Source organism: Corynebacterium meridianum (assembly GCF_016342265.1).
Classification (GTDB): domain Bacteria; phylum Actinomycetota; class Actinomycetes; order Mycobacteriales; family Mycobacteriaceae; genus Corynebacterium; species Corynebacterium meridianum.
This window is the reverse complement of the sequence record NZ_JAEIOS010000013.1, coordinates 18,643-44,066: the sequence shown is the minus strand read 5'-3', so window position 1 is coordinate 44,066 and position 25,424 is coordinate 18,643. Positions and strand designations below refer to the sequence as shown.

Here is a 25,424-nt window from a genome sequence, read left to right as displayed (position 1 = left end):
GGGTTGGACTGACGGTCAGTGCTGGCGGCGTCGGCGCCGGAGTACGGCTCCGAGGACGAGTAGTTGGACGAGTGCGATCGCACCGAGGATGAGGGCCCAGTCCGTCCCCGACATCAGGGGCTGCGCGACACCCGTGGCGCGGGCTCCGTTCGCCTGAGTCGACTGAGGGGGTTCCTCGGTCGCGGTCACGGGCGCAGAGTCGGGGGAACGGTGTTCGGTATCGGGGACGGGTGACCAGCCGATGAGCTTCCCGGAGGAATCCGTCATCGCGATACGGTGCTCACCGGCGCCCAGTCCGGAGATGTCGAGTGCGACCTGGGAGAGATCGTCGAGTTGGGCCCAGCCGATGCCGGTGGGCTTGGGGCTGTAGTTGAACAGGTAGACCCACTCACCCGGTTCGTGGCCACCGGCGGCGAGGGTCATGAGATCACCGTTGATGGATGAGGTCACTGGTCCTATACGGCGGGATGTTAGGTTCGCCGCGTTGAGTACCGGTGGGGTCGGTTCACCATCGGGCCGCGGCCGATCAACGACGGTGTTTCGCCCCGACCGGGAGGCACGGGTCCCGGATCCGGTTCCGGTTGCTCCGGGGGTGCCGCGTCGACGTTTGATGACGGTTACCACGGTCTCCTGGTCGGTGTCCTTCGCGTTGGAGGTGCCGTCACGTTGCGTCGCATCGGAGTCCCAGGGCGTAACCGGGGAGGTGTTTCGCGTAACGGTACCGGGCGCAGGATCCTTCGTCGTCGTGGTTTCCGGCTGCAGTTTCTTGATGATCCGGTAGATTTCGCCCAGTTTGCCGTTGAGTCCCCCGATCGTCCCGATGAGTGGTGCAATCGCGAAGATCAGATCCCGGGGGACAACACTCTCATCGGGATACACCGGATCAGTGGGGTCGCCGGGATCCGTGGTGTCCGGTTTCCGGAGTGTGATCCAGTTCCAGCCGACGAGATCGCTGTACTTCCCCGCGTTGCCCGACTGGATGACGAGCTTGAGGCGTCCTTCGGGGAGATCGTCGCGATCACCCAGAGGGAGGCTGATGCGGTGGTCCTCCCCCACCGTGTACCAGTTGTCCCGCCAGGGTAGCCGGACCGAACTGTCCTCGATGTAGGTGCTGGCGAATACCCAGTCCCCCGGTTCTGATTCGGGGATGGTGACCGTGACCAGGGAGGGTGTCGTGGTGAAGGACACACCCTTCTGATTGGCGGTCGTGAGTGTGGATTCGTAATCCAGTGGTTCAGGAACACCACTCGGTCGGTATTCCCCGACGGTGAAGGTGGTGGAGTCGTCACCTCTGCGGGGGATCGACCTGATTGGGTCGCCGTCCTTCAGGGTTCCGGTGAGGATCCGGATGAGGTGTGATCCCGATTCAAAGATGGGGTCGGATCCGTACTGACCCTGGTCGGTGCCGTCCGGGAGGACGATGTCGACGGTGAAGTCACCGGTCCGGGGATCGGCATCGTGTATTGCCCAGATCGTCGCGTTGTCATGGACCTGATGTCCCGGAACGTGCTTGAACCGTCCGTCGTCGATCTTGATGGACAACCGGGAACCCCCGTCGGTTGAGTGGCAGAAGCCGGTGCCACTGATTGTGAGGGTGCCGTCGGGGTTGGGTTTCGGCGAGACCTTCACCGTTGGTTTCGGTGTCGAGGGAACACAGGTGATCGCGTCCGGATTCTCCGGTTCCACCCACTCTTCGCCACCGACGGCGAGCGGCCCGAGCACGACGGATCGTTGGATGTCGTCCGCGCCGGCGAGTCCGCTGGTGACCGCGACGTTGAACTTCTGTCCGGGAGTGAGTTCGGTGGGCAGATCGAGGGTCGTGTGGAAGGAGCCGTCGTCGTCGGCGGTGAGTACGGCCCAGATGGTGGGGTCCGGATTCCCGTTCCGCGGATGGTTGACCACCGCATCCCCGGTGCGGGTGTAGATGCCCGATTCACCGTCCGCCAGGGTGTAGTAGAGCTTGACCACGACGGTGGATCCCGCTGAACCATCGACCGTGTGCCATCCGGAACCATTCAGTTCCACGCTCTGACCCGCATCGATGACGTAGGGGATGTCGACGTGGGCCCCGTCATTCGATTCTCCTGTGAACAGTTGTGTTCCATCGGTCTGAGTCTGCACACCGGCGGGGGTGTCCGCGATGGCGGGTGCCGGAAGATTAAGGGTCTGTGCGGTGAGGAAGGCGGTCAGAATAAGGGCGGTGGTGCTGTGGATCCGGTGCCGGTTGGCTGTGTGCACGGTGTGATCTCCGGTTGTGGGGGAGGTGAGTTCTATTGGGCTAGATTGGCGACGTCATCGAGTATGTGGTTCATCAGGAGAGGCCCTCCGGTGGAAGTCCACAGGTCACCTGCGACGGGTATGATGGTGCCGTTTCGGTAGGCCTCGAGATCGGTGAATCCCGGGACGGTCTCCGCCTGCTCGAGGGCGTCCCGGGCACCGTCAAGGTTTGTTTTCCCTCCAGCGCCGGGATTGTTGACGCTCGAGCCACCGAGTGTTCCGAAGAAGATGTAGTCCGCGTCAATGTCCCGCAGGTTCTCGAGTGAAACCGGTTCCGAGTGCCCACGGCCGCGGCGGTCCTGGTTCGGTGGTCTCCGCAGCCCGAGATCGTTCAGGGCGATTCCCGCGGGGAGCTCCTTCAGGATCAGGGACGCGGAGTTTCCCTGCCACCGGACGATGGAGAAGGTGGAGTCACGGAAGGCGTTGAGCTGAGCGGATACCTCCGCTACGTGGGTATCGTAGTCGGCGATGATCTCCTCGCCCCGATCGACCATGTTCAGCGCATTGGCGGTGTTCCGGAAGTTGATGCGCCAGTCGCCGCCGGCGTATCCGGTGTAGACGACCGGCGCGATGGCACGCAGTGCCTCGATGACAGGAGGATTGTTGTTGATGCTGGTGCCGTCGACGAGGATGAGGTCGGGGCCTGCGGCTCCGACGGCTTCGAAGTTGGGTTGCGCAACATTTCCCAGGAGTGGAACATCTCCCGCCTGTTCCCGCAGGTAACCCGCGATGTCGTTCTGACCGCGCCCGGCGACCGCCCCGACGGGGGTTATTCCGAGTGCCAGCAGTCCGTCGAGGGTCGGTTCGGACAATGCCACGACCCGCTGTGGTTCAGCGGGTACCTCGACGTCGGTGCCCTCGATGTCCGTGATTGTCCGGGTTTCGACCGATCCGGCGGTGGAACCGGGATCAGGGGAACCGGAACACGCGCCGAGTCCGATGACGGAGGCGAGGATGAGGGCAGAACCGGTCAGGAAACGTCGTCGATGCATGGTTTTGGACTCCTTGGGTACGGCCGTGTGTGTCGGGTGACCGGGGATGCCGGGGCTCCTCTCGAAGGACGGGCGCCAGCTCTCCGGCCACGACCCCGTCGGTGGGGTCGGGCCTGGAACCTGATCTCGGCCGGATGCCGTTCCCGGGACGTTGATGTCAGTGGAAAGGCACCCGGCCGACTGTTTCAGGTGTCGATCAGACGTGGAACAGAGTGCGCAGAGGCTGCGGCAGGATGTGGGCCGGGATGACCCCGATCTTGATGAGGTAGCCGAACAGTGCGGTCAGTCCACCGACGGCACCGAGGATTCCGAGGAGTCCGACGGCGGTACTTGAGCTGGAGCTCGTGGTGCTGGGATCCGGGGTCTCGTCAGCATCAGGGGTGTAGCGGTGGATGCTGTCCATCTCAGAGGTGCCTCCACGGCTCGCCTTCCCGATGACGAAGATGCGTCCCTCGTTGTCGAACGTGACGTCGTTCGGCAGCGAACCGGCGTCGAGGTTGGCGATCTTCTTGTTCGTGGTCGGGTCGATCACTGTGAGGGTACCGGCGGTACGGTTCACCGCGTAGACCTTCTTTGTCGCGGGGTCGTAGACGACCGCGAGTGCCTGGGCACCGGTCTTGATGTCGGCGAGGACCTTCTGGTTCTTCATGTCGTAGGCGAGAACGTTGTTCGTGCCCTGGCTGGCGACGTAGAGAGTGTCGGTCGCGGGATCGACGGCGACCGAAGATCCACGGGAGACCATGTCAGCGGGTAGTTCGTAGACGGTGGATGCACCGGTGCGGACATTTACTTTGACAGCCTTCGGGGCGCGCAGTGACACCGAGTAGAGGTCACCCGTCTCCTGGTTGAGCTGCAGGCCCATGGCGTTTCCGAAGCCTGGGGTGGACAGGGAGCCTTCGTGCTTCAGGGTGTCACCGTCGAAGATGGCGATGGAGTCCGTCTCCGAGACCGGCGAGGACGCGTACGCCTTACCGGTCGACTGGTCGACGACGACGGCGCGGGCGTGGTTGATGATGTCCGCGGGGAACTGCTTCACCAGGCTCAGATCCGATGCGCGGTAAACCGCCACCGAGTTGCCCAGGGTGTTGGTCGTCCAGACCAGACCGCGCTTGTCATCGACGCCTACTCCGAATACGCGTCCGTCGGTGTCATCTGTGGCCGGCTGGATTTCGTTGGTGACCTTGAGGGTGTCCGGGTTGACCTTCATCAGCCCCGAGACCTTGCCGTCCGCGCTGAAATCGGTCCGGGTGACGAACAGAGCGTTCTCCTTGGCGCTGTAGCGGCTCTGGTACACGCCGGCGGGCAGTTCGGCCTCCTGCACGGTGTACTTGTCGGCACCGTACAGCTTGTTGTCCGGGGTGATGGTGACATCGGTCTCGAAGGTACCTTCGTGACCGTCGACGGTGTAGGTGATCCGGATCTTCTGGCCGAGCAGTGCGGCGTCCCCCGGAATGGTGACGTCCGGGATCACGGTGCGGGAGTCCGCACCGGAGACACCCTGTTGACCGTCGGTGAGGAGATTTCGGTCCCCTACCCCGACGAAGTCGACCGTGGCCTTCTCGGGCAGGCCGGTCACGATGACGTCCGCCTTCGAGTTGAGGGCGGAGTTCGACAACTTGCTGTTGCCTGGGACGGTGAGCTCGACAGCGGGATCAACGTTGACGGTGGTCTCCGCGCGGACATCGCCGGCACTGAGGACAACGGTGTGGTTGACGCCGGCTGCGGCGACACCGGGTTCCACCACGATCTCACCCTCGGCGGTTCCCTCGGAATCAGTGGTGATGGTGTCGCCGGTCTTGCGGTGGCCGAGGTACCACTTCGCTGCGGTACCGTCGACGGTGACGGACACATCGGTCGCCGGGGCGAAACCACTGGCGGTGACCGGGATGTAGACAGATCCGTTTCGGCTGGAGGTTTCGCCCTGCTTGGCTATGACCTTCGCGTCACTGGTGGACTCCGTGGCCTCGGTGACGGTGAACCACGTGAGGTTGGAGACGGATTCGCCGCCGTCGTTGGCGTTCCCGAGGATCCGGATCCAGTAGTCGCCCGGGGCGAGATCCTCAGGGACGACAAGATCGAACTGGAAGAAGCCTTCGGCATTCGGCAGCTGATCGCCGGTTAGAATACCCGCACCACGTTTGACCTCACTGAGACCACGACCGCCCTGGTCACCGATCGGTACGGCACCATCGTTGATCTTCACGACGAGACGTCCGCCGTCCGGACGCTGCTTGAAGCCTGAGCCGTAGACGGTGATCACGTTCCCCGGGGCAACGTCCGTTCGGACCTTGACGTATCCGTCGCCGACGGTCTTGCCACCGCCACGCGGGGTATCACCGGTCACCGAGGTGCGCGGTGTCTCCGCCCCGTCACCGGTTCCGCCGCCGTCGGTAGCTGGCACTACCTCGAACCAGGTGAAGGTGGAAACCGCCGGACCACCGTCGGCGGGACTGCCCAGAACACGCACCCAGTAGGCGCCCGGCTCGAGGTTCGCGGGAACCCTGACCTTGAAGGTGAACTCACCTTTCTCATCCGGGAGGAACGGAGTACTAAGCGTTCCGGTTCCCGCGGTGTCGACATCGGTGACATCGGCGCCGGTCTGATCCACGGGAAGCTTCACTCCCCCGTCGTTGATCTTGACTCCGAAGGAACCGCTCTCGGGGCGTTGTCCGAAGCCTGAACCGTGGACGGTGAGCAGGCCGCCGGCCTCGACGGTGGCGTCGGAGGTGAGGGTACCGCCGAAGGTCTTGCCGCCATGGCGCGGTTGGTCGCCGGTGACCGAGGTCCTCTGCCCGGATTCGTCCTCGGCGGCTGCTGCGGTGGCGGCGGGAACGACCGCGGTGACGCCGGTGGTGAGGAGTGACGCGGAGAGCATCGCCGCGATGGCGCGCTTTCCGACTCGTCGTGAACTGAAGGTGTGCTTCATGGAATCTGTGGCTCCCTTGTGTGGGTTGTGACGGGCCCGGACGGCAGGTCCACATCTGGAAAGCGATGGAAGAACCTCTCCTATCTGGGCAGGTCATACTAAGGTAAGGCACACCTGGTCAGTGGTGCAAGTGATGGTTTTGTGACCAGGCTATGAGATATCACACAGCTTCAGGGGTAATTCATCGGGAAGTTGTTCAGGACTGACTCAGGAATGCTCCGTGCAGCATGCACAGTCGCTGTCGTCCGCGCTTTTCTCATCCGTCTCACCGCCGCTGTGTGATCCGGTCATTGCGGGGCCGACGGAGCTTTCCGGCATTGCTTCGGACGTGCGCCGGGTCGCGGCAGCGCGCAACCCGTTGGCGATGATCACGATCTCCGCAGCCTCGTGGATGAACACGATTGTCGCCAGACCCAGGACACCGGTCAGCGCGAGCGGCGGGAGGATGATGATGACCGCGAGGGCGAGAGCGATGTTCTGGTTCATGATCGAGTGACCCCGGCGTGCGTGGTGGATTGCCCCCGGAAGCAGCGTCAGGCTGTGCCCGGTGAAGGCGATGTCCGCGGATTCGATGGCCGCATCCGTTCCCGTCGTGCCCATCGCGATGCCGATGTCGGCCGCCGCCAGGGCGGGTGCATCGTTGATTCCGTCGCCAACCATCGCCCAGCCGCGTCCCGTAACTGCTCGGGCCTTGTCCTGTGGCAGGAGTTCGGCCCGCACATCCGTGATGCCCGCGTCATGCGCCAGTGCCGTGGCGGTCCGACTGTTGTCGCCGGTGAGCATCGTCACCCGCAGCCCCATGTCCCGGAGGGTCTGCACCGTTTCGGCGGCCTCGGGGCGGAGGGGGTCGATGATACCGATGATCCCCACGGGAGTGTCGTCCGAACGGACGACCACGACGGTCGTGCCCGCTGACTCGAGTTCGTCGACCCGGGGTGCCATGTCCCCCGGGTCGACGAAGCGGGGACTGCCGACGGTGACGAGACGCCCCGACACCCTGGCACGCATTCCGTGCCCGGCTATCTCCTCGACCTCCAGTGCCTCCGGGATGTCCCGGTGCTCGGTGGCACGCAGGATCGCTCCCGCCAACGGGTGGGTGCTGTGCTGCTCGATCGCGGCGGCGAGAGTGAGCGTTTCGTCGGGGCCCTCCACGCAGATGACGGTCGGGGTGTTGCGCGTCAGCGTGCCGGTCTTGTCGAAGGAGATGCGGTCCACGGCCCCGAAGCGTTCGAACGCCGCACCGGATTTGATGATCACCCCGAAACGGCTCGCCGCGCCGATCGCCGAGATGACCGTGACGGGGACGGCGATCGCCAGCGCGCAGGGTGATGCGGCGACCAGGACGATCAGTGCGCGTTCGATCCACACGGACGGGTCTCCGAGCAGGGAACCGATGGCCGCTACGGCCACCGCGGTGATCAGGACACCGGGGACCAGCGGCCGTGCGACCCGGTCGGCCATCCGGGCCCGGGCACCCTTCTCCGCTTGTGCCCGGGTGACGAGGGCGACGATCGTGGTCAGGGAGTTGTCGGTTCCGGGCGCGTCGGCGTGGACCTCCAGTGGTGAGCCGATCGCGATGGATCCCGCGGGTGCGGCGTCCCCCGGCCCGATGTTCACCGGAATGGATTCACCGGTGACGGCGGAGGTGTCCAGGGCGCCCTCTCCCCGGGACACGGTGCCGTCGGTGGGTACCCGCTCCCCCGGGCGGACGATCACGGTGTCGCCGACGACGAGCTCGGTGATGCCGATCCTTTCCGGGGTGGTGCCCCGGAGAACGGTCACGGTCTCGGGGATGAGGCTGACGAGGCTGCGGAGCCCGGCCCGTGCCCGTGCCATGGCTTTCTCCTCGAGTGCCTCGGCGATGGAGAACAGGAAAGCGAGTGCGGCTGCTTCACCGACATAGCCGAGGGCCACGGAACCGATCGCGCTGACGGTCATGAGGAGTCCTATGCCGAGTCGTCCACCGCCGGAACCGGTGATGAATCTCCGCACGGACTGCGGGATGAACGTCGACCCACCCAGGACCAGCGCGGCCCAGAAGAGGGCGGGGTGGACGAGGTGGCCGAGCAGCAGTGCCACCCCGGATAGCAGCGGCATCACGAGTGTCGGATCCCGCCACCACGGGGTTCCCGGTTCGTCCCGGGCGGCGAGCAGCTCACCGGGCGGACGGTCTGTCGTGGTGTCTTCGCCACCGCAGCATGCGTCGCTCATCGGGTCGCCTCCGCGGGGGTCTCATTGAGGCAGGTCTCCGGATCGTCACACACGGTGAGGGCGATCCGGGTCATGTTGCGGAGACTGTCCGCGAGTTCGGGCCCGGCGAGAGCGTAGCGGACCTTCCGGCCTTCGGGTTGGGTGCGGACGAGTCCGCAGTCCCGCAGGCAGGCGAGGTGGTTCGAGACGTTCGCCCGGGACAGTCCGAGTTGTTCGGCGAGCTGCGCGGGATAGTGGATTCCGTCCAGGATCGCGAGGAGCAGTCGGCAGCGGGTGGGGTCGGCGAGGGCTCGGCCGAGGCGGACGAGTGCCTGTTCGTGGGCTTCAATATGGCTCATGCCCAGGATGGTACACGCTAGGCTGAACTATTTGGAGGGGGTACCCACCCGGGTGGGGCCACCTGTCAGCGCGGCGCTGATCGTCTGCCGGAACCGTTCGGACATCTCGGGCATCCGGTCGACTGGGAACCAGCGGGCCTCGGTGTTCTCGTCGTCCGCCGCGTGCGCGCACCCGGACTCCCCCACCGCCCGGCACAGGAGCGCGGTGTCCATGTATGAGGCGACATCACCGTTCGGTTAGGTGACGGGGCCCACCGCCCGGACCCACAACACCCGCTCCACCTCGGCGTCGACACCGGTCTCCTCGGCGATCTCCCGGACCGCGGTGACGTCGGGTTGTTCCCCGGGATCGGCGATACCGGTGACCGGGGTCCACGCCCCGGTATCGGCCCGCCGCACGAGCAGCACCTCCGGACTTCCGCCGGTGTCTGCCGCCGGACGGAGAACGACGGCCGTCACCCCCGGCAACCAGAGAGGGGCGTGACCGATCCGTTCGCGCAGCTCGAGGATGAAGTCCGGGGTCGGCACGGGACCGCCCTACTTTCCGTCGGCCTGACTCGCCGCCCGCCGCACCGCATCGAGATCGACGGCCGGTCGTGCGGGTGGTTCGTCCGCTCCGCCGCAGCAGCCACCGCCGGAGGAACATCCGACCCCGTCCTCCGCGGTCCGGTTCGCCGCGACATCCGCGGCAGCCGCGACCCGCGCGCCGAGGCCTGCGCCAGCGCCGACGAACACCAGTCCGGCGGTCACCGCGACCACGGGGAGGAGCCACATCCAGTCCGTCGCGCCGAAGCTGATGACGGCCCCGACGAGGGTGAGCATGCCGCCGGCGATCCAGAGCGGCCCGGCCGCCCGGTGCGCCAGCACCCAGACATCCTCCGACTTACGTACCTCGGCGACGTGGATGCCGAGCACCGGATTCCCGGGGAGCCTACCGGTCCATCCGAGCACGCCGGTGGCGAGCAGGAGCAGCGCGAGAATGAGCAGGACGACGGAGATCACGATCATGTCCCCAGTCTAAACCTCCACCCCACCGGGACGTGATCTGTCCGTCCCCCGGCCCTCATCCTGCCGGAGCCCGTCATCAACCCCGGAAAAACATTGGTGTGTGCCGGGGCCGATCCCGTATCGTAAGTGCCAGATGTCGGGAATCTGTGGAGGACGTATGCCTTCGCACAGATCCGACTCAGCCCACGCCTGCGTGTCCCCGGTCGACTCCGTCGCCGCGGCGCACACCGGTGTCGGGTTCCTAAGATCCGTCCCGTATCCCCGTGTGACCCGGCGGAACGGTGCACCGGAACACCCACCGACCTAGGTAGAACACATGGACTTTAAGAGATTGTCTTCCTCACTGCTGTTCAAGATCATCGTCGCGATCATTCTCGGCATCATCTGCAGCTTCTTCTTCCCGGATTCGCTCGCCCGCGTATTCGTCACATTCAACGAGCTGTTCGGCAACTTCCTCGGCTTCTTCATCCCGGTGCTGATCTTCGCCCTGATCACACCCGCCATCGCGGGCCTGGGCCGTGGTGCGGGAAAGTGGCTCGCCGTGACGACGGGCATCGCCTACGGCTCGACGGTATTCGCCGGTCTGCTCGCGTTCGGGGCTTCCGCGCTGCTGTACCCCTCCCTGCTCCAGCACCAGGCGATGGTCGATGCGGTCGATGTCGGTGAAGGTGCACTGAGCAGCTACTTCAGCATCGATATGCCGGCCCCGTTCGGTGTGATGACGGCACTGCTGCTGTCGTTCACCCTCGGTGTCGCGATGACCGCGGTCAAGAGCGACACCCTCTACAGCACGGTCCGTGATCTCGAGCGCGTGATCATGCGCGTCATCGCGCGATTCATCATCCCGCTGCTGCCGATCTTCATCTTCGGCCTGTTCCTGTCCATGGGCATGAACGGCAACCTGACGTCCACGCTGACGTCCTTCGGCACCGTACTGATCATCGCGATCCTCATGACCTTCATCCTCCTGGTCATCCAGTTCGCGATCGCAGGCGCGGCCGCCGGCCGGAACCCGGTGCGTGCATTCCTCAACATGCTGCCCGCGTACGGCACCGCCCTCGGTACCTCCTCGTCCGCCGCGACGATTCCCGTCACCTACGCCTGCACGAAGCGCAACGGCGTCGCCCCGACGGTTGCCGGTTTCACGGTCCCGCTGTGCGCCACCACGCACCTGTCGGGTTCCATGCTGAAGATTTCGCTGTTCGCGTTCGCGATCATGTACATGAACGACATGGAGCTGACCTTCCCGATGGCGATCGGCTTCATCCTGATGCTCGGCGTCACGATGGTCGCCGCGCCGGGCGTCCCCGGTGGCGCGATCATGGCCGCCACCGGCCTGCTCGCCTCCATGCTCGGCTTCAACGACGAGCAGGTCGCCCTGATGATCGCGGCCTACATCGCGATCGACTCCTTCGGTACCGCCTGCAACGTTACGGGCGACGGCGCGATCGCCATGGTGGTGAACAAGCTGGCGAAGGGGCAGATCTCCCGCTCCGAGCAGCAGGAGACCCTCGGCTACGAGGTGGACATCATCGAGGAGGACGAGGAGCTCGACTCCAAGATCTAGGCGCCCCGCCGCCCCCACCGGTTCGGCAGCCCGCCGGGAGACCCACGGTCCCCGGCGGGCTGCCGCGTTCCGGGGGTCGGAGTTTCACGTGAAACACCCCCAAAGGCCGCCATCATCGGGATTCCCCGCCGGCCGGGCTTATCATGTGTCGGGTGATCAAGACCCGAACGCTATTAGCCTCCTTCCTGACCGCGGCCGGCATCCTCGTCTCCACTCCGGTCGCAGGTGCGCTCACCGTCGACCCGTGGAGGGTCCCGGACCGCACCGAGATCAGCATCCGCAACGCTGACGGCACCGTATTCAGCGTCCGGGGAGACCGCCCGGGCCCCGCCCTGTCCCTGGCGAAGCTCTATCTCGCGTACGGGGTTCTCGCGGCGGGTGACCCGGCCGACCGCGGTGCGGTGACCCACATGATCCGGACATCCGATGATCTGACGGCCTCGCGTCTGTCGGCGAAACACCCGTCCGCGATCGCGGACACGATCAACCGTTTCGGTCTCCGCCAGAGCCATGCGGGACCCGACTGGGGATTCGGTGTGACGACCACGGACGACGTGGTGCAGTTCCTCACCGCGGTGCGCGATGATCCCACGGCCGCCCCGATCATCGATGCCATGGCGACCGCGAGCCCCGTCGCCGCGGACGGGTACCAACAGGATTACGGAACAGCGGTACTTCCCGGCGCCTGGGCCACGAAGTTCGGGTGGTCCGATGACGGCACCATCAACGCGACCGGTACGTACGGGAACGGGTGGACCGCCGCCGCCCGCACCTACGGTCCCCCGGATCAGCTCACCCGGGACGTCCACGCCGCGGTGAGCGACTCCCCCGCTACGCAGTCACCGGAGCCTGCGGGACCACCGCTCGGGTCCAGTTCGTGGGCCATCACCGGGGCACAACTGAAGCACCAGGTCCGGTGTGCGGACCCCCTCAACCTCCGGAACGGGATCCCCGACGGAATGCTCGTTTCGACGATGCTGGCGTCCGTGCTACCCCGCTGCTGACCGCTGCCCGGAGGCCTGATCGCACCTGGATCCCGGCCCGTGCTGATCGACGTTCGGGGCGGCGATAGACTGTGTCACATGAATACACCGAGCGAGACTCCCGCACACCGTTACACCGCGGAGCTGGCGGGCAGCATTGAACGCACCTGGCAGAACCGCTGGCGTGAACACGGCACCTTCAACGCGCCGAACCCGGTCGGGGATCTCGCCCCGGCGGATGGCGAGGAGCTGCCGGAGGACAAGCTCTTCGTGCAGGACATGTTCCCCTTCCCCTCGGGGGCGGGGCTGCACGTCGGACACCCCCTCGGCTACATCGCCACCGACGTCTACGGCCGCTTCAACCGCATGCTCGGCAAGAACGTGCTGCACACCCTCGGATACGACGCCTTCGGGCTGCCCGCCGAGCAGTACGCGATCCAGACGGGAACCCACCCGCGGATCAAGACGCAGGAATCCATCGACAACATGGAACGTCAGCTCGGTCGTCTCGGCCTCGGCCATGACCGGCGGCGAGTGATCGCCACGACGGACACCGACTACTATCGATGGACGCAGTGGATCTTCCTGCAGATCTTCAATTCCTTTTTCGATCCGGCGCAGCGCAAGGCCCGCCCGATCGCCGAGCTCACCCCGTTGCTCGAGTCCGGTGAACTCCCCGTGCCCGCGGAGCTGGCGGAGAAGTTCGGCACCTCCGACTTCACCACGCTCGACCGGGTCCAGCGCGCCGAGGTCGTCGACGCATACCGCCTGGTCTACCGCTCGAACTCCACCGTCAACTGGTGCCCCGGTCTCGGCACCGTCCTCGCCAACGAGGAGGTCACCTCCGACGGCAAGTCCGAGCGTGGCAACTTCCCCGTCTTCCGCAAGAACCTCTCCCAGTGGATGATGCGGATCACCGCCTACTCGGACCGTCTCATCGATGATCTCGATCTGCTGGACTGGCCCGAGAAGGTCAAGTCCATGCAGCGCAACTGGATCGGACGTTCCCGCGGAGCCGAGGTCACCTTCGACGCAGGCGGTCACGCCATCGACGTCTTCACCACCCGCCCCGACACCCTCTTCGGAGCCACCTACGTCGTGCTCGCGCCCGAGCATGAACTCGTCGACGTACTCGTCGCCGAGGGGACCGGCTCCTACGAGGGGATCGACGGGCGCTGGACCTACGGACAGTCCTCCCCCGCCGAGGCCGTCGCCGCCTACCGTTCCGCCATCGCCGCGAAGTCGGATCTCGAGCGCCAGGAGAACAAGGAGAAGACCGGTGTGTTCACCGGTTCCTACGCCACGAACCCGGTCAACGGTGCGCAGGTGCCCGTGTTCATCGCCGACTATGTGCTCACCGGGTACGGCACGGGTGCCATCATGGCCGTTCCCGCCCACGACGACCGCGACCACGACTTCGCCACCGTTTTCGGGCTCCCGATCCTCGAGGTCGTCGCCGGCGGCGACGTTACCGAAACCGCCTTCACCGGCGAGGGAACTGCGGTGAACTCAGCGAACGACAACGGCCTGGACATCAACGGTCTCGGGCTCGCTGACGCCAAGGCGAAGACCATCTCCTGGCTCGAGGAGCAGGGCACCGGCCGGGGCACCATCCAGTACAAGCTCCGCGACTGGCTCTTCGCCCGCCAGCGCTACTGGGGCGAACCCTTCCCCATCGTCTACGACGTGGACGGCGTCGCACACGCCCTGCCCGAGTCGATGCTCCCCGTCGAATTGCCCGAGGTGGACGACTATCGCCCTGTTTCCTTCGACCCGGAGGACGCGGACAGTGAGCCGCATCCGCCGCTCGCCAAGGCCGGTGACTGGGTCGAGGTCGATCTCGACCTCGGGGACGGACCGAAGACCTACACGCGTGACACCAACGTCATGCCCCAGTGGGCGGGTTCGTCGTGGTACCAGCTGCGGTACATCGACCCGACCAACTCCGAGGCGTTCTGTGCCCCGGAGAACGAGGCCTACTGGACCGGGCCGCGCCCCGCAGACCACGGTGCGAAGGACCCGGGTGGCGTCGACCTCTACGTCGGTGGTGTGGAGCACGCCGTGCTCCACCTGCTGTACTCCCGGTTCTGGCACAAGGTCCTCTTCGACCTCGGACACGTCAGCTCTCTCGAGCCCTACCGGCACCTGTTCAACCAGGGGTACATCCAGGCCTACGCCTTCACCGATGACCGTGGCGTCTACGTCCCCGCGGCCGAGGTCGAGGAGGTCGACGGCGAGTTCTTCCACGACGGCCAGCGGGTCAACCGCGAGTACGGAAAGATGGGCAAGTCCCTGAAGAACTCCGTCTCCCCCGATGAGATCTGCGACAACTACGGTGCGGACACCCTGCGCGTCTACGAGATGGCCATGGGTCCCCTCGACGCATCCCGCCCGTGGGCCACGAAGGACGTCATCGGCGCACACCGTTTCCTGCAGCGCCTGTGGCGCCTCGCGATCGACGAGAACACCGGCGATCCCGTCGTCACCGACGCCGCGCTCACCGACGATGACAACCGCGCCCTGCACCGCACCGTCGCCGGTGTCCGTGAGGACTACGCGGAGCTGCGGGACAACACTGTGGTCGCGAAGCTCATCGAGTACGTCAACCACCTCACCAAGTCGTACCCGTCGGGCGCGCCGCGCGCGGCCGTCGAGCCCCTCGTGCAGATGGTCGCCCCCATCGCCCCGCACATCGCCGAGGAACTCTGGAAGCGCCTCGGCCACGATGCCACGATCACCTACACCGACTTCCCGACCTTCGACGAGAAGTGGCTCAGCGACGATTCGGTCGAGCTTCCCGTTCAGGTGAACGGCAAGGTCCGTGGACGGGTCACCGTCGCCGTGGACGCCCCGAAGGAGGACATCATCGCCGCCGCGAAGGCCGAGTCCAACGTCGCCGGGCACATCGACGGCAAGACAGTGGTCAAGGAGATCGTCGTTCCCGGTCGTCTGATCAACCTCGTGGTGAAGTAACCGGCGGGGCCATCCGAACAGGCGCGTCCAAGTCGACCCCCGGGGCTTCCATCCCGGGGGTCGACTGCTCGGGCTCTAGTCGCCGCCGCCGCCGAGGAGCGAGGCGAAGGTCCACTCCGAGTTGATGGCCTGCGCGAGGTATTCCATCAGGCGCCGGAGATAGAGTTCCTCCGGACCGTGGTCAGGTACCCGTTGTTCGATCACCCGGAGAGCAACCGTCAGCGGCGTGCCGTCCTCGCCGACCTGCGTCAGCGCCTGGCCCCGGTAGGCGGCGAAGAAGAAGTACGGGTCACAGCGCGTCAGATCGGTGACCGTCGGCCACACGCGGGGATCCGCAAGCCGTGCGAGGAGGGTGCTTGCGGTGTCGGTCAACCACGGCTGCGAAGTGGGGCTCCCGGTGAAGAACAGGTCGAGTTTCCCCACCGGATAGAAGCTCAGGCAGGGATCCCAGCGCACGGCATCCCGGCAGGGAACCAACGAGTCGAACAGCTCCCCGAAATGGAACGGAAGCTCACCACCGGTGGCGACCTCCCACGGTATCCCCAGTTCCCCGCGGCCCATGATGTAGGTCTTCCCGTCGATCCGGTAGTCCATGCTCCCCTCATCGTTGAAGATCAGCCAGAATAGAAGACGCTGTTCGAACAGGACCCCGGACAAGGTGAGGCAGAAAACCCGGAGCTGTTCCAGGGCGCAGTGGGTGCGGGGCGAATGGAGAGCCTCGACGCCCGCGGAAGAATCGGTGCCGAGCAGTTCATCCACCGCCCACAGGTGCAGCAGGGCCTCCTCCAGGCAGGTCACCGGAACGTGGGGTCCCGTTGTGGCGAGAAGAAGGGCGGCCTCGCCACGGGTCTCCCGGGCGGGCATCGTCGCGAGCTCGTCGCGATCAAGCACCGGCCAGTTCTCGAACGGATCCCGGCCGGTGGCGAACAGCTGCATCGCACCGTGGAAAGTGGCGCCGGCGGTGAACTCCAGCATCCAGTCGATGTCGCGGGGAACGATGATCACGGTGGGTCCGTCCTAGGGTGAGGGCCGTTCCGGAGAAGGTGGGAACGGATCCGGGTGGCTGGTTGGTCCACTGCCCCGCCACCGGCTGATCCGGCGGAAAAACAGTGAGAGGAATCACTGACTTCCTCCGCTTAAGTTAGCGGACCCTTGCCTTGGTTCCAAGAGTTCGGGCGGAATTACCGGAAAACTGTCAGGTGACGCTCTAAATATCGCTGGTGGCAGCGCTTCCGGGCGCGTCCGGACCCGCTTCGAGATGCTCGCCGATCCTCCGCAGGGCCGCCCGCGACGCGGATTCTCCGGGGAGCAACGGCAGCTCGATGACCGGAGTCCCCGGCAGCCGCGTGCGCAGGAGCCGCACGAAACCGTCCTCGAGTTCGGCGCGTGCGGCGAGGAATGCACCCTGGTTTCGCGGCGAGCGCCGGTTGACCACGCATGCGGCGACCGCCACGCCGGTGGCGTACAGATCGGCGTACAGCTCCACCGTCTCGAAGACAGGCATGCGTTCCGTGGTGTGGACGATGATGAAGGTGCAGTTCCCGGTATCGGTGAGGACGTAGCGGGACCGCCCGAACAACAGCCTGCGCTCCTCCAGGATCGACCGCAGTCGTTCGTTGCGGCGGCGAACCGGATCCGTGGAACTCCCGGTCGCGCGCCGTGAACCGAGCAGATCCCTGTCGCTCCGCGATGTGGGGCCCAACGCTTCAGCGGCCTCGGCGGGTTTCTCCGCCTTCGCCCGCCGGCCCAGCAGTTCGTCCGTCCACGCCGCCATCATCTCCGGCGGCGCCATCAGCCTCGACGTGTGCCCGGAGGGTGCGGTGTCGACAATGATGTGGTCGTACTCCCCCACCGAACCGTCCACGATCCGGGCGATCCGCTCCAGGATCGCCGCCTCGTGGGTGCCTGGGGGTGCAGCCGCGAGCCTGAGGTGGCGGGAGACCTCGGCCTGAGGTGCCGGGGCATCATCTGGTGCATGGTCTCCTCGATGCGGGCGAGATGTGCCGCGGTGGTGGCACCCGGGTCGATCTCCACCGCCTCAAGGCCCGTGTCCAGTTCGGTGACGGTGTCCCCGATCCGGGTGTCCCACAGGTGGCCGAGGTTGTGCGCCGGATCGGTGGAGACGAGCAGCACCCGGCGGCCATGTCCGGTGAGCGCCGCCGCGGTCGCGGAGGCGAGCGTCGTCTTCCCCACGCCGCCCTTGCCTCCGAAGAACACCACCCGGCGGTCGCCGATGAGTTCTAGCAGCACGACAGACCCTCGACGGGCGAGTGTTCCACACCCATCCGCCGGTGCCAGTCATGGAAACGGTCGTACATCACCGGGAGGAGTTCGAGCGTGTGGTGGCTGGCGGGGTTCGGCACCCCGAGCGCCTCCCCCATGACGAGCATCATGAACAGGTCGTCGGCATCCCGGGCGGCCCGTCGGAGAGTTGCCCGGTATGGGCCGGCGTAGAACTCCGACAGCCCGTCGGACAACGCCCGCAGCGAGTTCCGCAGGTCACCGATCCAGGTCACGTCACTGCACCCGCGCCGGGGTGTCGTGCCGTCCGTTACCTCGGTGGCCTCGTCGACCCCGGCGTCGGTGATCGCCGGCGAATTCATGGCGTCCCGCATGGCGCGGACGGACTCGGCCACGACCCATACCGCGGCGACGAGGATGATGACGTCGAGGATGAGCAGCATCCAGTTTCCGGCGGCGTAGAACGTCCCGAGCTGGATGACCAGGGCCCACACGGAGACGGCCATGACGAACACCATCGGGATGAGCACCACCTTGTAGGGCCGGCGGAGACGGATCAGGATGATGCAGAGGATGCAGAGCGTGAGCGCGGCCATCAGCTGGTTCGTCGTGCCGAACAGTGGCCAGATGGCGAGTCCACCGGAACCGTCTCAGCCGGAGGAGAAGGTCAGGCCGAGTGCGACGACGAGGACGATGACCGTGGCCACGATGTTCGACAGCTTCACACCGAGATGATCCCCGATCGCCTGGACGACGAGACGTTGGAGCCTGACACCGGTGTCCATGGAAAAGCACCGCCATCGTGGCGAGGATCGTGGCGGAGAGGGAAGGGCGGCAGGCCGAGCCCGGCGTGGATGATCCCGGATCCGCCCTCGACGAAGGCACCGACGCTGCCCTTGCCGAACGCGGAGTTGACCCCTCACGCCACTCGGTGATCGTCTGGTACCCGACACAGGTGGCGATGATCGCGCCGAGGGCCAGCAGTCCCTCACCGACGGCACCGAAATAGCCGACGAAGCGTTCGTCGTTCTCCCTGTCTATCTGCTTGGACGAGGTCCCGGAGGAGACCAGGCCGTGGAAACCCGAGATGGCGCCGCAGGCGATGGTGACGAACAGCAGCGGGATCATCGACGGAGTGCCCTCGGGCAGTCGGGTGTTGAAGGTCGGGGCGACGACGGTCGGCGGGGAGAGCGCGATGGAGCCGTAGAGGATGATGAGGCCGACGAACAGCTGCAGACCGTTGATGTAGTCCCGTGGTTGGAGTAGCACCCACACCGGCAGCAGTGAGGCGACGCCGGCGTAGAGGAAGAGGACGACGATCCGGAACCCGTTCGGATTGAGCCCGAGGACGGTGTCCGGGAGGACGATCGGGATCGAGTTCCCGACGACCATGAGGGCGTAGAGGGTGATGACGCCGACGAGAGAGACCATCGGGAGGTTCCACTTCAGGCGGTAGATGGCCTGGCCGATGAGCAGCGCGACGATGATCGCGCCCCAGGTGGGGATGACGGAGGTCGGTGTGGTCACGAGCAGCTTCGCTATGACGACCGCGAATGCGGCGTTGACCATGAGCAGTAGCAGGAAGATGATCACCAGGAAGAGGTTGCGCCCGTTCCGGCCGATGTACCTGCCCGACAGTGTGCCGATGCTCTGCCCGCGGTGTCTGCCGGAGGCCCACAGGGCCCCGAAGTCGTGCATTCCGGCGATGAACACGGTGCCGATGGTGACCCACAGGAAGGCCGGTACCCACCCCCAGATCACCGCGATGGCCGGCCCGACGATGGGTGCGGCACCGGCTACGGAGGTGAAGTGGTGCACCCAGAGCACGTACTTGTTGGTGGGGCGTAGTCGACGCCGTCCTCCAGAGTGTGCGCGGGCGTCCGGAACGACGCGTTGAGCTTGTAGATCCGGGAACCGAGGTACCTGGAATAGAGCAAATAACCGCCGAGTATCATGGCGACGCCGATGACGGCGAGGAAAAGTGCGTTCATGGTGGAGGTCTTTCCGTTTCGGTACGTCCGCCCTCGCGGAGCGGTGTGCGGTCGGCATGTGAGGGGGAGCACCCCCAGGGGATGGAGTGCGTTAGATCACATATGGCGAATGTGGAACAGGCCTCGCCGGAAAACAACACGACGGGGGTTCTTGGTCGGGCTATTCGTGAAACGGTGCGTCCCGTGGGTGTTCGGGCACGCTATCGACGGTCCGGTGGAGAGATCACCCCTGGCAGCGGGGGCACCAGAACAGGTTTCGGCCCTCCAGGACGGTGGTCTCGACGGGCGTGCCGCAGACGTGACACGGTTGTCCGGCCCGGCGGTACACGTAGACCTCTCCCCCGTGGTCGTCCTCGCGCGGTTCCCGGTGCATCGCCTCCGGGGTGTGCTCCGGGCGTACCGTGTCGATCCGTCCATCCCGCACTCCGGTGGCCATGAGGTCTACAAGATCCGCCCAGATGGCGTCGAACTCGCCCCTGTCGAGGTTCTTTCCGGGCGTGCGGGGATCGAGGCCGAGGCGGAAGAGCACCTCGGCCCGGTAGATGTTGCCGACACCGGCGAACAGTTTCTGGTCCATCATGAGTGCCCCGATGGACTTCTTCGACCGGTGGACCCGGATCCACGTGGACTCCGGATCGGCGTCCGGGCGCAGGGGATCTGCTCCGAGCCTGGCGACCGCAGCATCCCGTTCGGCGTCGGTGATCAGTCGGCACCACTGCGGTCCCCGGAGGTCTGCGGCGGTGTGCCCGTTGGTGATCCGGAGGCGCACCGCGCCGGTCGGATCGGCGAAGGGGGTGAGTTTCAGCCCGCCGATGAGTCCCAGATGGATGTGGATGATGTGTTCGGGGGCGTCGAGGTCCACGTCGATGAAGAGCTGCTTGCCCCAGGCTTCCGCGAGCGCGATGCGGTGCCCGTTGAGGCTGGCCGCCTCAACGGCGAAGCGCCCCTGGGGTGAGGAGAACTCGAGTTCGCGGTCACCGAACGTGGTATTCAGGTGTTCGGCGAGGCGGTGTATTACGTGACCTTCTGGCATGCTTCCAGGCTATTTCAGGTGTGGACGTTCGGCACCTCACGAATGGCCGCTGTTCTTCGTTGGCGGAGGAAGGGGAAAAGAGCTGCTCAAATAATTGGATATAGGAATCGTCGGCAGTTCGATAATTGAAATAGGAGATTATTGATCTCTTCCGTTAATTCTTCCCCACCCGTTGGTAGGCGAGTACGGAGACCACGAGGGCGCAGACCGTGACTGTGCCCGCGAAAACGATGAGACCCCGGGTGAGCATCCACAGTGAGAGGACGAAGAAGGCGACGGCGATCAGCCACAGGATCGCCCGCAGATGGGTGACGGACGGTGCCGCCGGGTGCACGGTGGGGGACTCCGGTATTCGATCACCCCCGGTAGCCGGTGAACAGCGTACCGCCGGCGAGAACCACCATGGGCAACAGCAGAGAGTCCATACGCAGACCCTACCGAATCATCCGCGTTCCCTACCCGACCGCCAGTATCCAGAGAAGAAGATCTTCTTCCGGTCCATCCCCCGTTCCTTGACCAGGTGGCGGCGCAGGGCGGTCGCTATGGACTGCTCCCCGCAGATCCACGCGTAGGCGAGATCGTCGACCGCGACCGGCAGGGCGTCGATCGCCGCGATTCCTGCGGAAGGGGCGTCCCCCGGGGACGCGGTCAGTCGGGTGCAGGAACCGATCCCCGACACGAGCCGCGCCAGGTCCGGGGCCAGGAGGTCATCCGATTCCGCGATGACGATTGTGTGTGTCCGCGACCGGGCCGTCTCGTCTACGGATTCGAGGATCGCCGACAGTGCCGGTGCGGCGGTCGAGTCGGCCACGAGTAGTTGCGGCCCATCGGGCTCCCGGTAGGCGGCGGAGAGAAAGCGGACCCCGACCTCATCCCCCTCGGTGGCGCGAAGCGCCCAGGCGGAACCCGGGCCCGAATCTCCGTGGGTGACGATGTCGATGACCATTTCCGCGCTGTCCGGGTGGATTCTCCGGATCGTGTAGTACCGCATGCTCGGGCGGAGATCCTCGTCGATGGCGGCGAGCGCGGCCCGCGGGTTGAGGATCGTCGGATCCGGCATCGTCAGGGGTTTCCCCTCGCCGGGCATGATCAGTGCGACGTACTCGTCCGGGCCGGCACTGTTCAGCCCCCGGAATTCTGGGGCGCCGAGAGCGATCCTCCTGAGCTGCGGGGAGAGTGTCTGGGCCGACGTGACCCCGGCCCGGACGAGTTCCTCCCGGATCTCGGCATCTGCAGGCATGGCCATGTTGTGTTTCATGACCGCGGACATGGTTTTCATGGTCGTGCGGTAGAGGGTGTTCCTCAGTGACATGGCGACGACGGGCCTTTCTCATCGGGTCTGGTGCGCCGTACCCGAACGGGGTGCCGGTTAGCACAGGCTAACCGATTTCCATAAAAAGTGCAGAGCGTGTGCAAGTGTCCGGATGGGGGCGTGCAGGTGGGCCGGAGGGACCCGGCTAGACTTTTTCACCGTGGCCATCAGCAAGATTCTCCTCTACTACCGTTTCACACCGATCCCGGATCCGACGGCGGTGATGCTGTGGCAGCGCACGCTCTGCGAGTCGCTGGAACTGACCGGCCGGATCCTGATATCGCGCCACGGCATCAACGGCACGGTGGGCGGCGAACTGACGGCGGTCAAGCGGTACATCCGCGCGACCCGCGCCTACCCCGGGTTCCGGGACATGGAGTTCAAGTTCTCCGAGGGTTCGGCCGCGGACTTCCCGAGACTGAGCGTCAAGGTCCGGGAGGAGCTCGTCGCCTTCGGGGCCCCGGAGGACCTCGATGTCGACGAGAACGGTGTCATCGGCGGCGGTGTGCACCTGAAGCCCGAGGAGGTCAATGAGCTGGTCGATTCCCGGGGGGACGAAGTGGTGTTCTTCGACGGGCGCAACGCGATAGAGGCCGGGATCGGTCGATTCCGCGACGCGGTCGTCCCCGACGTGGAGACCACCCACGATTTCATCGACGAGATCGAATCCGGCAAGTATGACGACCTGAAGGATCGCCCCGTGGTGACCTACTGCACCGGCGGTGTGCGCTGTGAAGTCCTCAGCGCGCTGCTGAAGAAGCGGGGTTTCCGGGAGGTGTACCAGATCGACGGCGGGATCGTCCGCTACGGGGAGACCTACGGAAACGACGGACTGTGGGAGGGGTCCCTCTACGTCTTCGACCGGCGGATGCACATGGAGTTCGGTGATGCAACCGACCACAATTTCGTGCAGTTCGGCCGGTGCATCCACTGTTCCGGGGGAACCAACACCTACCGGAACTGCGCCAATCAGAAGTGCCGGCGGCAGGTCCTCATCTGCGACGACTGCGCGGCTACGCGGCCCGGTTCCCACTGCACCGATTGTCGGCGTGCGACGTCTGTCGGCGTCTGAGCGCCGCTCCGGGGCGGGTGCCCTCGCGGCGGGGGCTGCATCCGTGCTTCCTTTCCTGCGTCGTGAGGTTTCCCGGAGTAGGTTGGTGAGCATGAGCATAATAAAGATCAACGCCATCACCGTTCCCGAGGGCAAGGGTGCCGAACTGGAGAAGCGCTTCGAGGCGCGGAAGCACACGGTGGACAACTCCCCCGGCTTCGAGGGCTTCCAGCTGCTTCGCCCGGTCGCGGGCGAGGAGCGCTACTTCGTGGTCACCCGGTGGGCGGACGAGGAATCGTTCGTCGCGTGGCGCGACGGCGACGCCAGGAAGGCACACGCCGGAGAGAAGAAGGAACCCGTCGCCACGGGTGCCGAACTGCTCGAGTTCGAGATCGCTCTCGAAGCCAACCCCTAGGTTTCAGGAAGATCCGACCACGGCCATCGTCCCCACGCCGGTGATCCAGGCGAGGGTGAACAGCATGAGGGGCCAGAGTGCCGCGAGCCAGGGACGCCAGCGCTCGTAGCGGGCCCAGCGCCGGTAGGTGAGCCAGGCGGCGCCGAGAGTTCCGCCCAGTGTCACCATGCCCGGAACGACCGGGAAGAGGATCTCGTACGTCCGTGAGCAGATCCAGGACGATGTGCCGGCGTCACAGAGGGGTCCGCCCTGTGTACGGGAGATCATTGCGACGACGAACGCCGTGAGAAACGTCAGTGGCGGGATCGCGAGCGCATAGATGATCGCCTGCCTGGTCGATGAGTTGTTGCGCTCGAGCCGCAGCAGGGGGTCCGCCTCATAGTCCAGCGAAGAAGCGCCCCTACGCGGGGCGTTGTCGAGGACGGGGTCGAGGTGGATACGCCGGTCCCGGTCATCGTCCCCTGCCCCCTTCCGGGTGTCATTCACTACGGCTCCCGCCTTCCCTGTCGTCTGGTTCGATCACCCCCGACGATAGTCCCGTTCCGGTGCGCCGTGTGCCCGGGTGCGGTCACTGACCGTGGGCCGGCTGGATGATCGCCGGTACCCGGGAGTGGCGGAGAATCTCATTCGTGCTCGACCCGATGAACACCCGTTCGAGCGATCCCATGAGGGCGGACCCGAGATAGAGCAGATCGCCCTTCTTCCATTTCACGGATTCAACGGCCCCTGACCAACCCCATCCGGAACCGATCTCGGTGTCGACGTTGATCTCCGGATGTCTGTCCAGGGCGGCATCCCGGGCCTGGTCGAGCACCGCCAGGGTGTGCTCCCGCCATTCGACGAGAATCTCCGATTCCAGATCGGTGGTGCTCTTCACCGGGGAATCGGCTATCCCCTCCGGGGCGAAGGACACGATCCGCAGCGGTACCCCCCACCGGGAGGCGAGATCTGCGGCGTCGGCGAGGAAACTCCGGTCGTTCTCCGAGTCGATGAACGCACAATTGATGCGTGTCACACCACGCCGGGAGAGTTTCGGTGCGCGGGGTGTGAGGCCCAGTGGGCGGGGAGATGAGTGCAGGAGGGCATCTGCGGTGGAACCGGCCATGAAGCGTCGCTTCGGCGCGGATCCGTGGGAACCGAGGAGAACGACATCGGCCTCGAAGTCATCGGCCGCCTGCGTCAGGATCGCTGTCTCCGAGGGGCCGTCCGCGAACACCGACACATTCTTGTCCCACATCGAGTCGGGCAGTTCCGCGGCGGTGAGTGCCTTGCGCACCCGCGATTCGCACGCGGCGGCCTCCTTCCTCCGCCATTTCCGGTATTTTCCGCCGAGTCGACTCAGGGATGACGACGGCCACGGGCGGGTGAACGCGGTGACCGCGCGTACCTGGATGTGCGTGGTGCGCGCCAACCAGGCCGCGAACTCCACCGCCTCCGCGCCCGAGTCGTCGGGGCGCCACGCGACGAGAACGCGAATCGGCGGGGATGTGTCCTCCGGTTCAGCGTTCTTCTTGGACATGCGTTGTCAAGGTCCTCGGTCTCCGTCCACGGCAGCGCGGTCCGGGTGTGGTCACTCGGTAGGGGAAGCGATCAGGCGTTCTTCTGGTTCGCGGAATAGCGCTCGGCCAGTTCAGTGACGACCGGGACGATCTGTTCGGCGATCTCAAGCTTCTCCGGGCTGAGGGAGGAGAGCATCTCGGCGAGGTACGTGGTGCGCTCATCGCCCACGCGCTTGAGTTCGGTCCGGCCCAGCTCGGTGAGTTGGACGCGGACCCCACGCCGGTCGCTGGTGTCACGGATTCGCTCGACCATGCCCCGGTGCTCAAGCTGATGCAGGGCGTTTGAGGCGGTCGGCATGCGGATGCCCTCCTGGCGGGCGACCTCGCTGATGCGGGAGGCACCGTGTTCGGCTAGTCGGGTCAGGATCGTCAGCTGCGGGCCAGTCAGATCGGACTGTTCTGCCATGCGGAAGTAGGTCACGTAGAGCTTTGTCATGGCCGGCCGGATCTGGGCGGCGATATCCATCGGGGTTGCAGCAGTCATGTTTCCAATCTTAACTGCTTTCCGGGATGCCCGTGCAATCCCGATTTAACCGCCGTACGCTGC

The 25,424-nt window shown here is 65.6% G+C and carries 23 protein-coding genes and 2 pseudogenes; 6 read left to right on the top strand and 19 right to left on the bottom strand.

Annotation, left to right across the window (positions count from 1 at the left end):
• Positions 1-15: 15 nt before the first annotated feature.
• The 7 genes and pseudogenes from JDV75_RS07995 to JDV75_RS07965 form a co-directional block, all read right to left on the bottom strand.
• On the bottom strand, positions 16-2,238 hold the full coding sequence (locus tag JDV75_RS07995) for a hypothetical protein (protein ID WP_198738744.1): 2,223 nt from the start codon (positions 2,236-2,238) through the stop codon (positions 16-18).
• A gap of 32 nt (positions 2,239-2,270) precedes the next feature.
• On the bottom strand, positions 2,271-3,269 hold the full coding sequence (locus JDV75_RS07990; RefSeq protein ID WP_198738743.1) for an ABC transporter substrate-binding protein: 999 nt from the start codon (positions 3,267-3,269) through the stop codon (positions 2,271-2,273).
• A gap of 196 nt (positions 3,270-3,465) precedes the next feature.
• Positions 3,466-6,195, bottom strand: coding sequence for a YncE family protein (locus tag JDV75_RS07985; RefSeq protein ID WP_198738742.1), 2,730 nt, complete (start codon positions 6,193-6,195; stop codon positions 3,466-3,468).
• 207 nt (positions 6,196-6,402) lie between these two features.
• Positions 6,403-8,406: a heavy metal translocating P-type ATPase gene (locus JDV75_RS07980; RefSeq protein ID WP_198738741.1), complete on the bottom strand. Its 2,004-nt coding sequence runs from the start codon at positions 8,404-8,406 to the stop codon at positions 6,403-6,405.
• Positions 8,403-8,744: an ArsR/SmtB family transcription factor gene (locus tag JDV75_RS07975; RefSeq protein ID WP_198738740.1), complete on the bottom strand. Its 342-nt coding sequence runs from the start codon at positions 8,742-8,744 to the stop codon at positions 8,403-8,405. The genes JDV75_RS07980 and JDV75_RS07975 overlap by 4 nt, the downstream gene beginning before the upstream one ends.
• Positions 8,731-9,272: pseudogene (locus JDV75_RS12235) on the bottom strand (NUDIX hydrolase). Before JDV75_RS12235 ends, JDV75_RS07975 begins: the two are co-directional and overlap by 14 nt.
• A 9-nt stretch (positions 9,273-9,281) precedes the next feature.
• Positions 9,282-9,752, bottom strand: coding sequence for an SdpI family protein (locus tag JDV75_RS07965; RefSeq protein ID WP_198738739.1), 471 nt, complete (start codon positions 9,750-9,752; stop codon positions 9,282-9,284).
• A 316-nt stretch (positions 9,753-10,068) separates the two neighbouring features.
• Between JDV75_RS07965 and JDV75_RS07960 the strand changes: the two genes are divergently transcribed.
• The 3 genes from JDV75_RS07960 (at position 10,069) to leuS (ending at position 15,275) form a co-directional block, all read left to right on the top strand.
• The gene (locus JDV75_RS07960; protein ID WP_198738738.1) at positions 10,069-11,319 is read left to right on the top strand and encodes a dicarboxylate/amino acid:cation symporter; all 1,251 of its coding nucleotides are present in this window, start codon (positions 10,069-10,071) and stop codon (positions 11,317-11,319) included.
• A 152-nt stretch (positions 11,320-11,471) separates the two neighbouring features.
• Positions 11,472-12,323: a hypothetical protein gene (locus JDV75_RS07955; RefSeq protein ID WP_198738737.1), complete on the top strand. Its 852-nt coding sequence runs from the start codon at positions 11,472-11,474 to the stop codon at positions 12,321-12,323.
• A gap of 78 nt (positions 12,324-12,401) precedes the next feature.
• Complete coding sequence (leuS, locus tag JDV75_RS07950; protein WP_198738736.1) at positions 12,402-15,275, top strand: leucine--tRNA ligase; 2,874 nt, start codon at positions 12,402-12,404, stop codon at positions 15,273-15,275.
• A gap of 75 nt (positions 15,276-15,350) precedes the next feature.
• Here the strand turns inward: leuS and JDV75_RS07945 are convergent, their stop codons facing one another.
• The 5 genes from JDV75_RS07945 to JDV75_RS12365 all read right to left on the bottom strand — a co-directional run bounded on the left by JDV75_RS07945 (position 15,351) and on the right by JDV75_RS12365 (position 18,301).
• A complete protein-coding gene (locus JDV75_RS07945; RefSeq protein ID WP_198738735.1) occupies positions 15,351-16,280 on the bottom strand; it encodes a hypothetical protein in 930 nt (309 codons plus the stop codon).
• 202 nt (positions 16,281-16,482) lie between these two features.
• The gene (locus tag JDV75_RS12230; RefSeq protein ID WP_336244312.1) at positions 16,483-17,139 is read right to left on the bottom strand and encodes an ArsA family ATPase; all 657 of its coding nucleotides are present in this window, start codon (positions 17,137-17,139) and stop codon (positions 16,483-16,485) included.
• Positions 17,067-17,525: an ArsA-related P-loop ATPase gene (locus JDV75_RS12225; protein WP_336244311.1), complete on the bottom strand. Its 459-nt coding sequence runs from the start codon at positions 17,523-17,525 to the stop codon at positions 17,067-17,069. Before JDV75_RS12225 ends, JDV75_RS12230 begins: the two co-directional genes overlap by 73 nt.
• Positions 17,516-18,112, bottom strand: a complete 597-nt coding sequence (locus JDV75_RS12370) for a cory-CC-star protein (protein WP_418884390.1) — start codon at positions 18,110-18,112, stop codon at positions 17,516-17,518. The genes JDV75_RS12225 and JDV75_RS12370 overlap by 10 nt, the downstream gene beginning before the upstream one ends.
• Before the next feature lie 54 nt (positions 18,113-18,166).
• On the bottom strand, positions 18,167-18,301 hold the full coding sequence (locus tag JDV75_RS12365) for a hypothetical protein (RefSeq protein WP_418884399.1): 135 nt from the start codon (positions 18,299-18,301) through the stop codon (positions 18,167-18,169).
• Positions 18,302-18,318: 17 nt separating this feature from the next.
• On the opposite strand from JDV75_RS12365, the gene JDV75_RS12360 reads away from it, so the two are divergent.
• Complete coding sequence (locus JDV75_RS12360; protein WP_418884398.1) at positions 18,319-18,525, top strand: hypothetical protein; 207 nt, start codon at positions 18,319-18,321, stop codon at positions 18,523-18,525.
• Here the strand turns inward: JDV75_RS12360 and JDV75_RS12355 are convergent.
• The 4 genes and pseudogenes from JDV75_RS12355 to JDV75_RS07915 all read right to left on the bottom strand — a co-directional run.
• Positions 18,525-19,565, bottom strand: a pseudogene (locus tag JDV75_RS12355) (carbon starvation CstA family protein); the annotation flags it as partial. The gene JDV75_RS12360 and the pseudogene JDV75_RS12355 sit on opposite strands and share 1 nt — an antisense overlap.
• 165 nt (positions 19,566-19,730) lie before the next feature.
• A complete protein-coding gene (locus tag JDV75_RS07925) occupies positions 19,731-20,540 on the bottom strand; it encodes an Fpg/Nei family DNA glycosylase (RefSeq protein ID WP_198738734.1) in 810 nt (269 codons plus the stop codon).
• A 154-nt stretch (positions 20,541-20,694) separates the two neighbouring features.
• Positions 20,695-20,874 (bottom strand): hypothetical protein, encoded by a 180-nt coding sequence (locus tag JDV75_RS07920; RefSeq protein WP_198738733.1) that lies wholly within the window; start codon positions 20,872-20,874, stop codon positions 20,695-20,697.
• A gap of 108 nt (positions 20,875-20,982) precedes the next feature.
• Positions 20,983-21,852: a siderophore-interacting protein gene (locus JDV75_RS07915; RefSeq protein WP_198738732.1), complete on the bottom strand. Its 870-nt coding sequence runs from the start codon at positions 21,850-21,852 to the stop codon at positions 20,983-20,985.
• Between the two features lie 160 nt (positions 21,853-22,012).
• Between JDV75_RS07915 and trhO the strand changes: the two genes are divergently transcribed.
• Both trhO and JDV75_RS07905 read left to right on the top strand, forming a co-directional pair.
• Positions 22,013-22,924 (top strand): oxygen-dependent tRNA uridine(34) hydroxylase TrhO, encoded by a 912-nt coding sequence (trhO, locus tag JDV75_RS07910; protein WP_198738731.1) that lies wholly within the window; start codon positions 22,013-22,015, stop codon positions 22,922-22,924.
• A gap of 91 nt (positions 22,925-23,015) precedes the next feature.
• Positions 23,016-23,318, top strand: a complete 303-nt coding sequence (locus JDV75_RS07905) for an antibiotic biosynthesis monooxygenase family protein (RefSeq protein ID WP_198738730.1) — start codon at positions 23,016-23,018, stop codon at positions 23,316-23,318.
• A gap of 3 nt (positions 23,319-23,321) precedes the next feature.
• On the opposite strand, the gene JDV75_RS07900 is transcribed toward JDV75_RS07905, so the two are convergent.
• From JDV75_RS07900 to JDV75_RS07890, 3 genes are all read right to left on the bottom strand, one after another.
• Entirely contained in the window at positions 23,322-23,804 is a 483-nt protein-coding gene (locus JDV75_RS07900) for a hypothetical protein (RefSeq protein ID WP_336244310.1), read from the bottom strand.
• 82 nt (positions 23,805-23,886) lie between these two features.
• A complete protein-coding gene (locus tag JDV75_RS07895; RefSeq protein WP_198738729.1) occupies positions 23,887-24,837 on the bottom strand; it encodes a universal stress protein in 951 nt (316 codons plus the stop codon).
• Between the two features lie 71 nt (positions 24,838-24,908).
• Entirely contained in the window at positions 24,909-25,361 is a 453-nt protein-coding gene (locus JDV75_RS07890) for a MarR family winged helix-turn-helix transcriptional regulator (RefSeq protein ID WP_198738728.1), read from the bottom strand.
• Between the last annotated feature and the right edge of the window lie 63 nt (positions 25,362-25,424).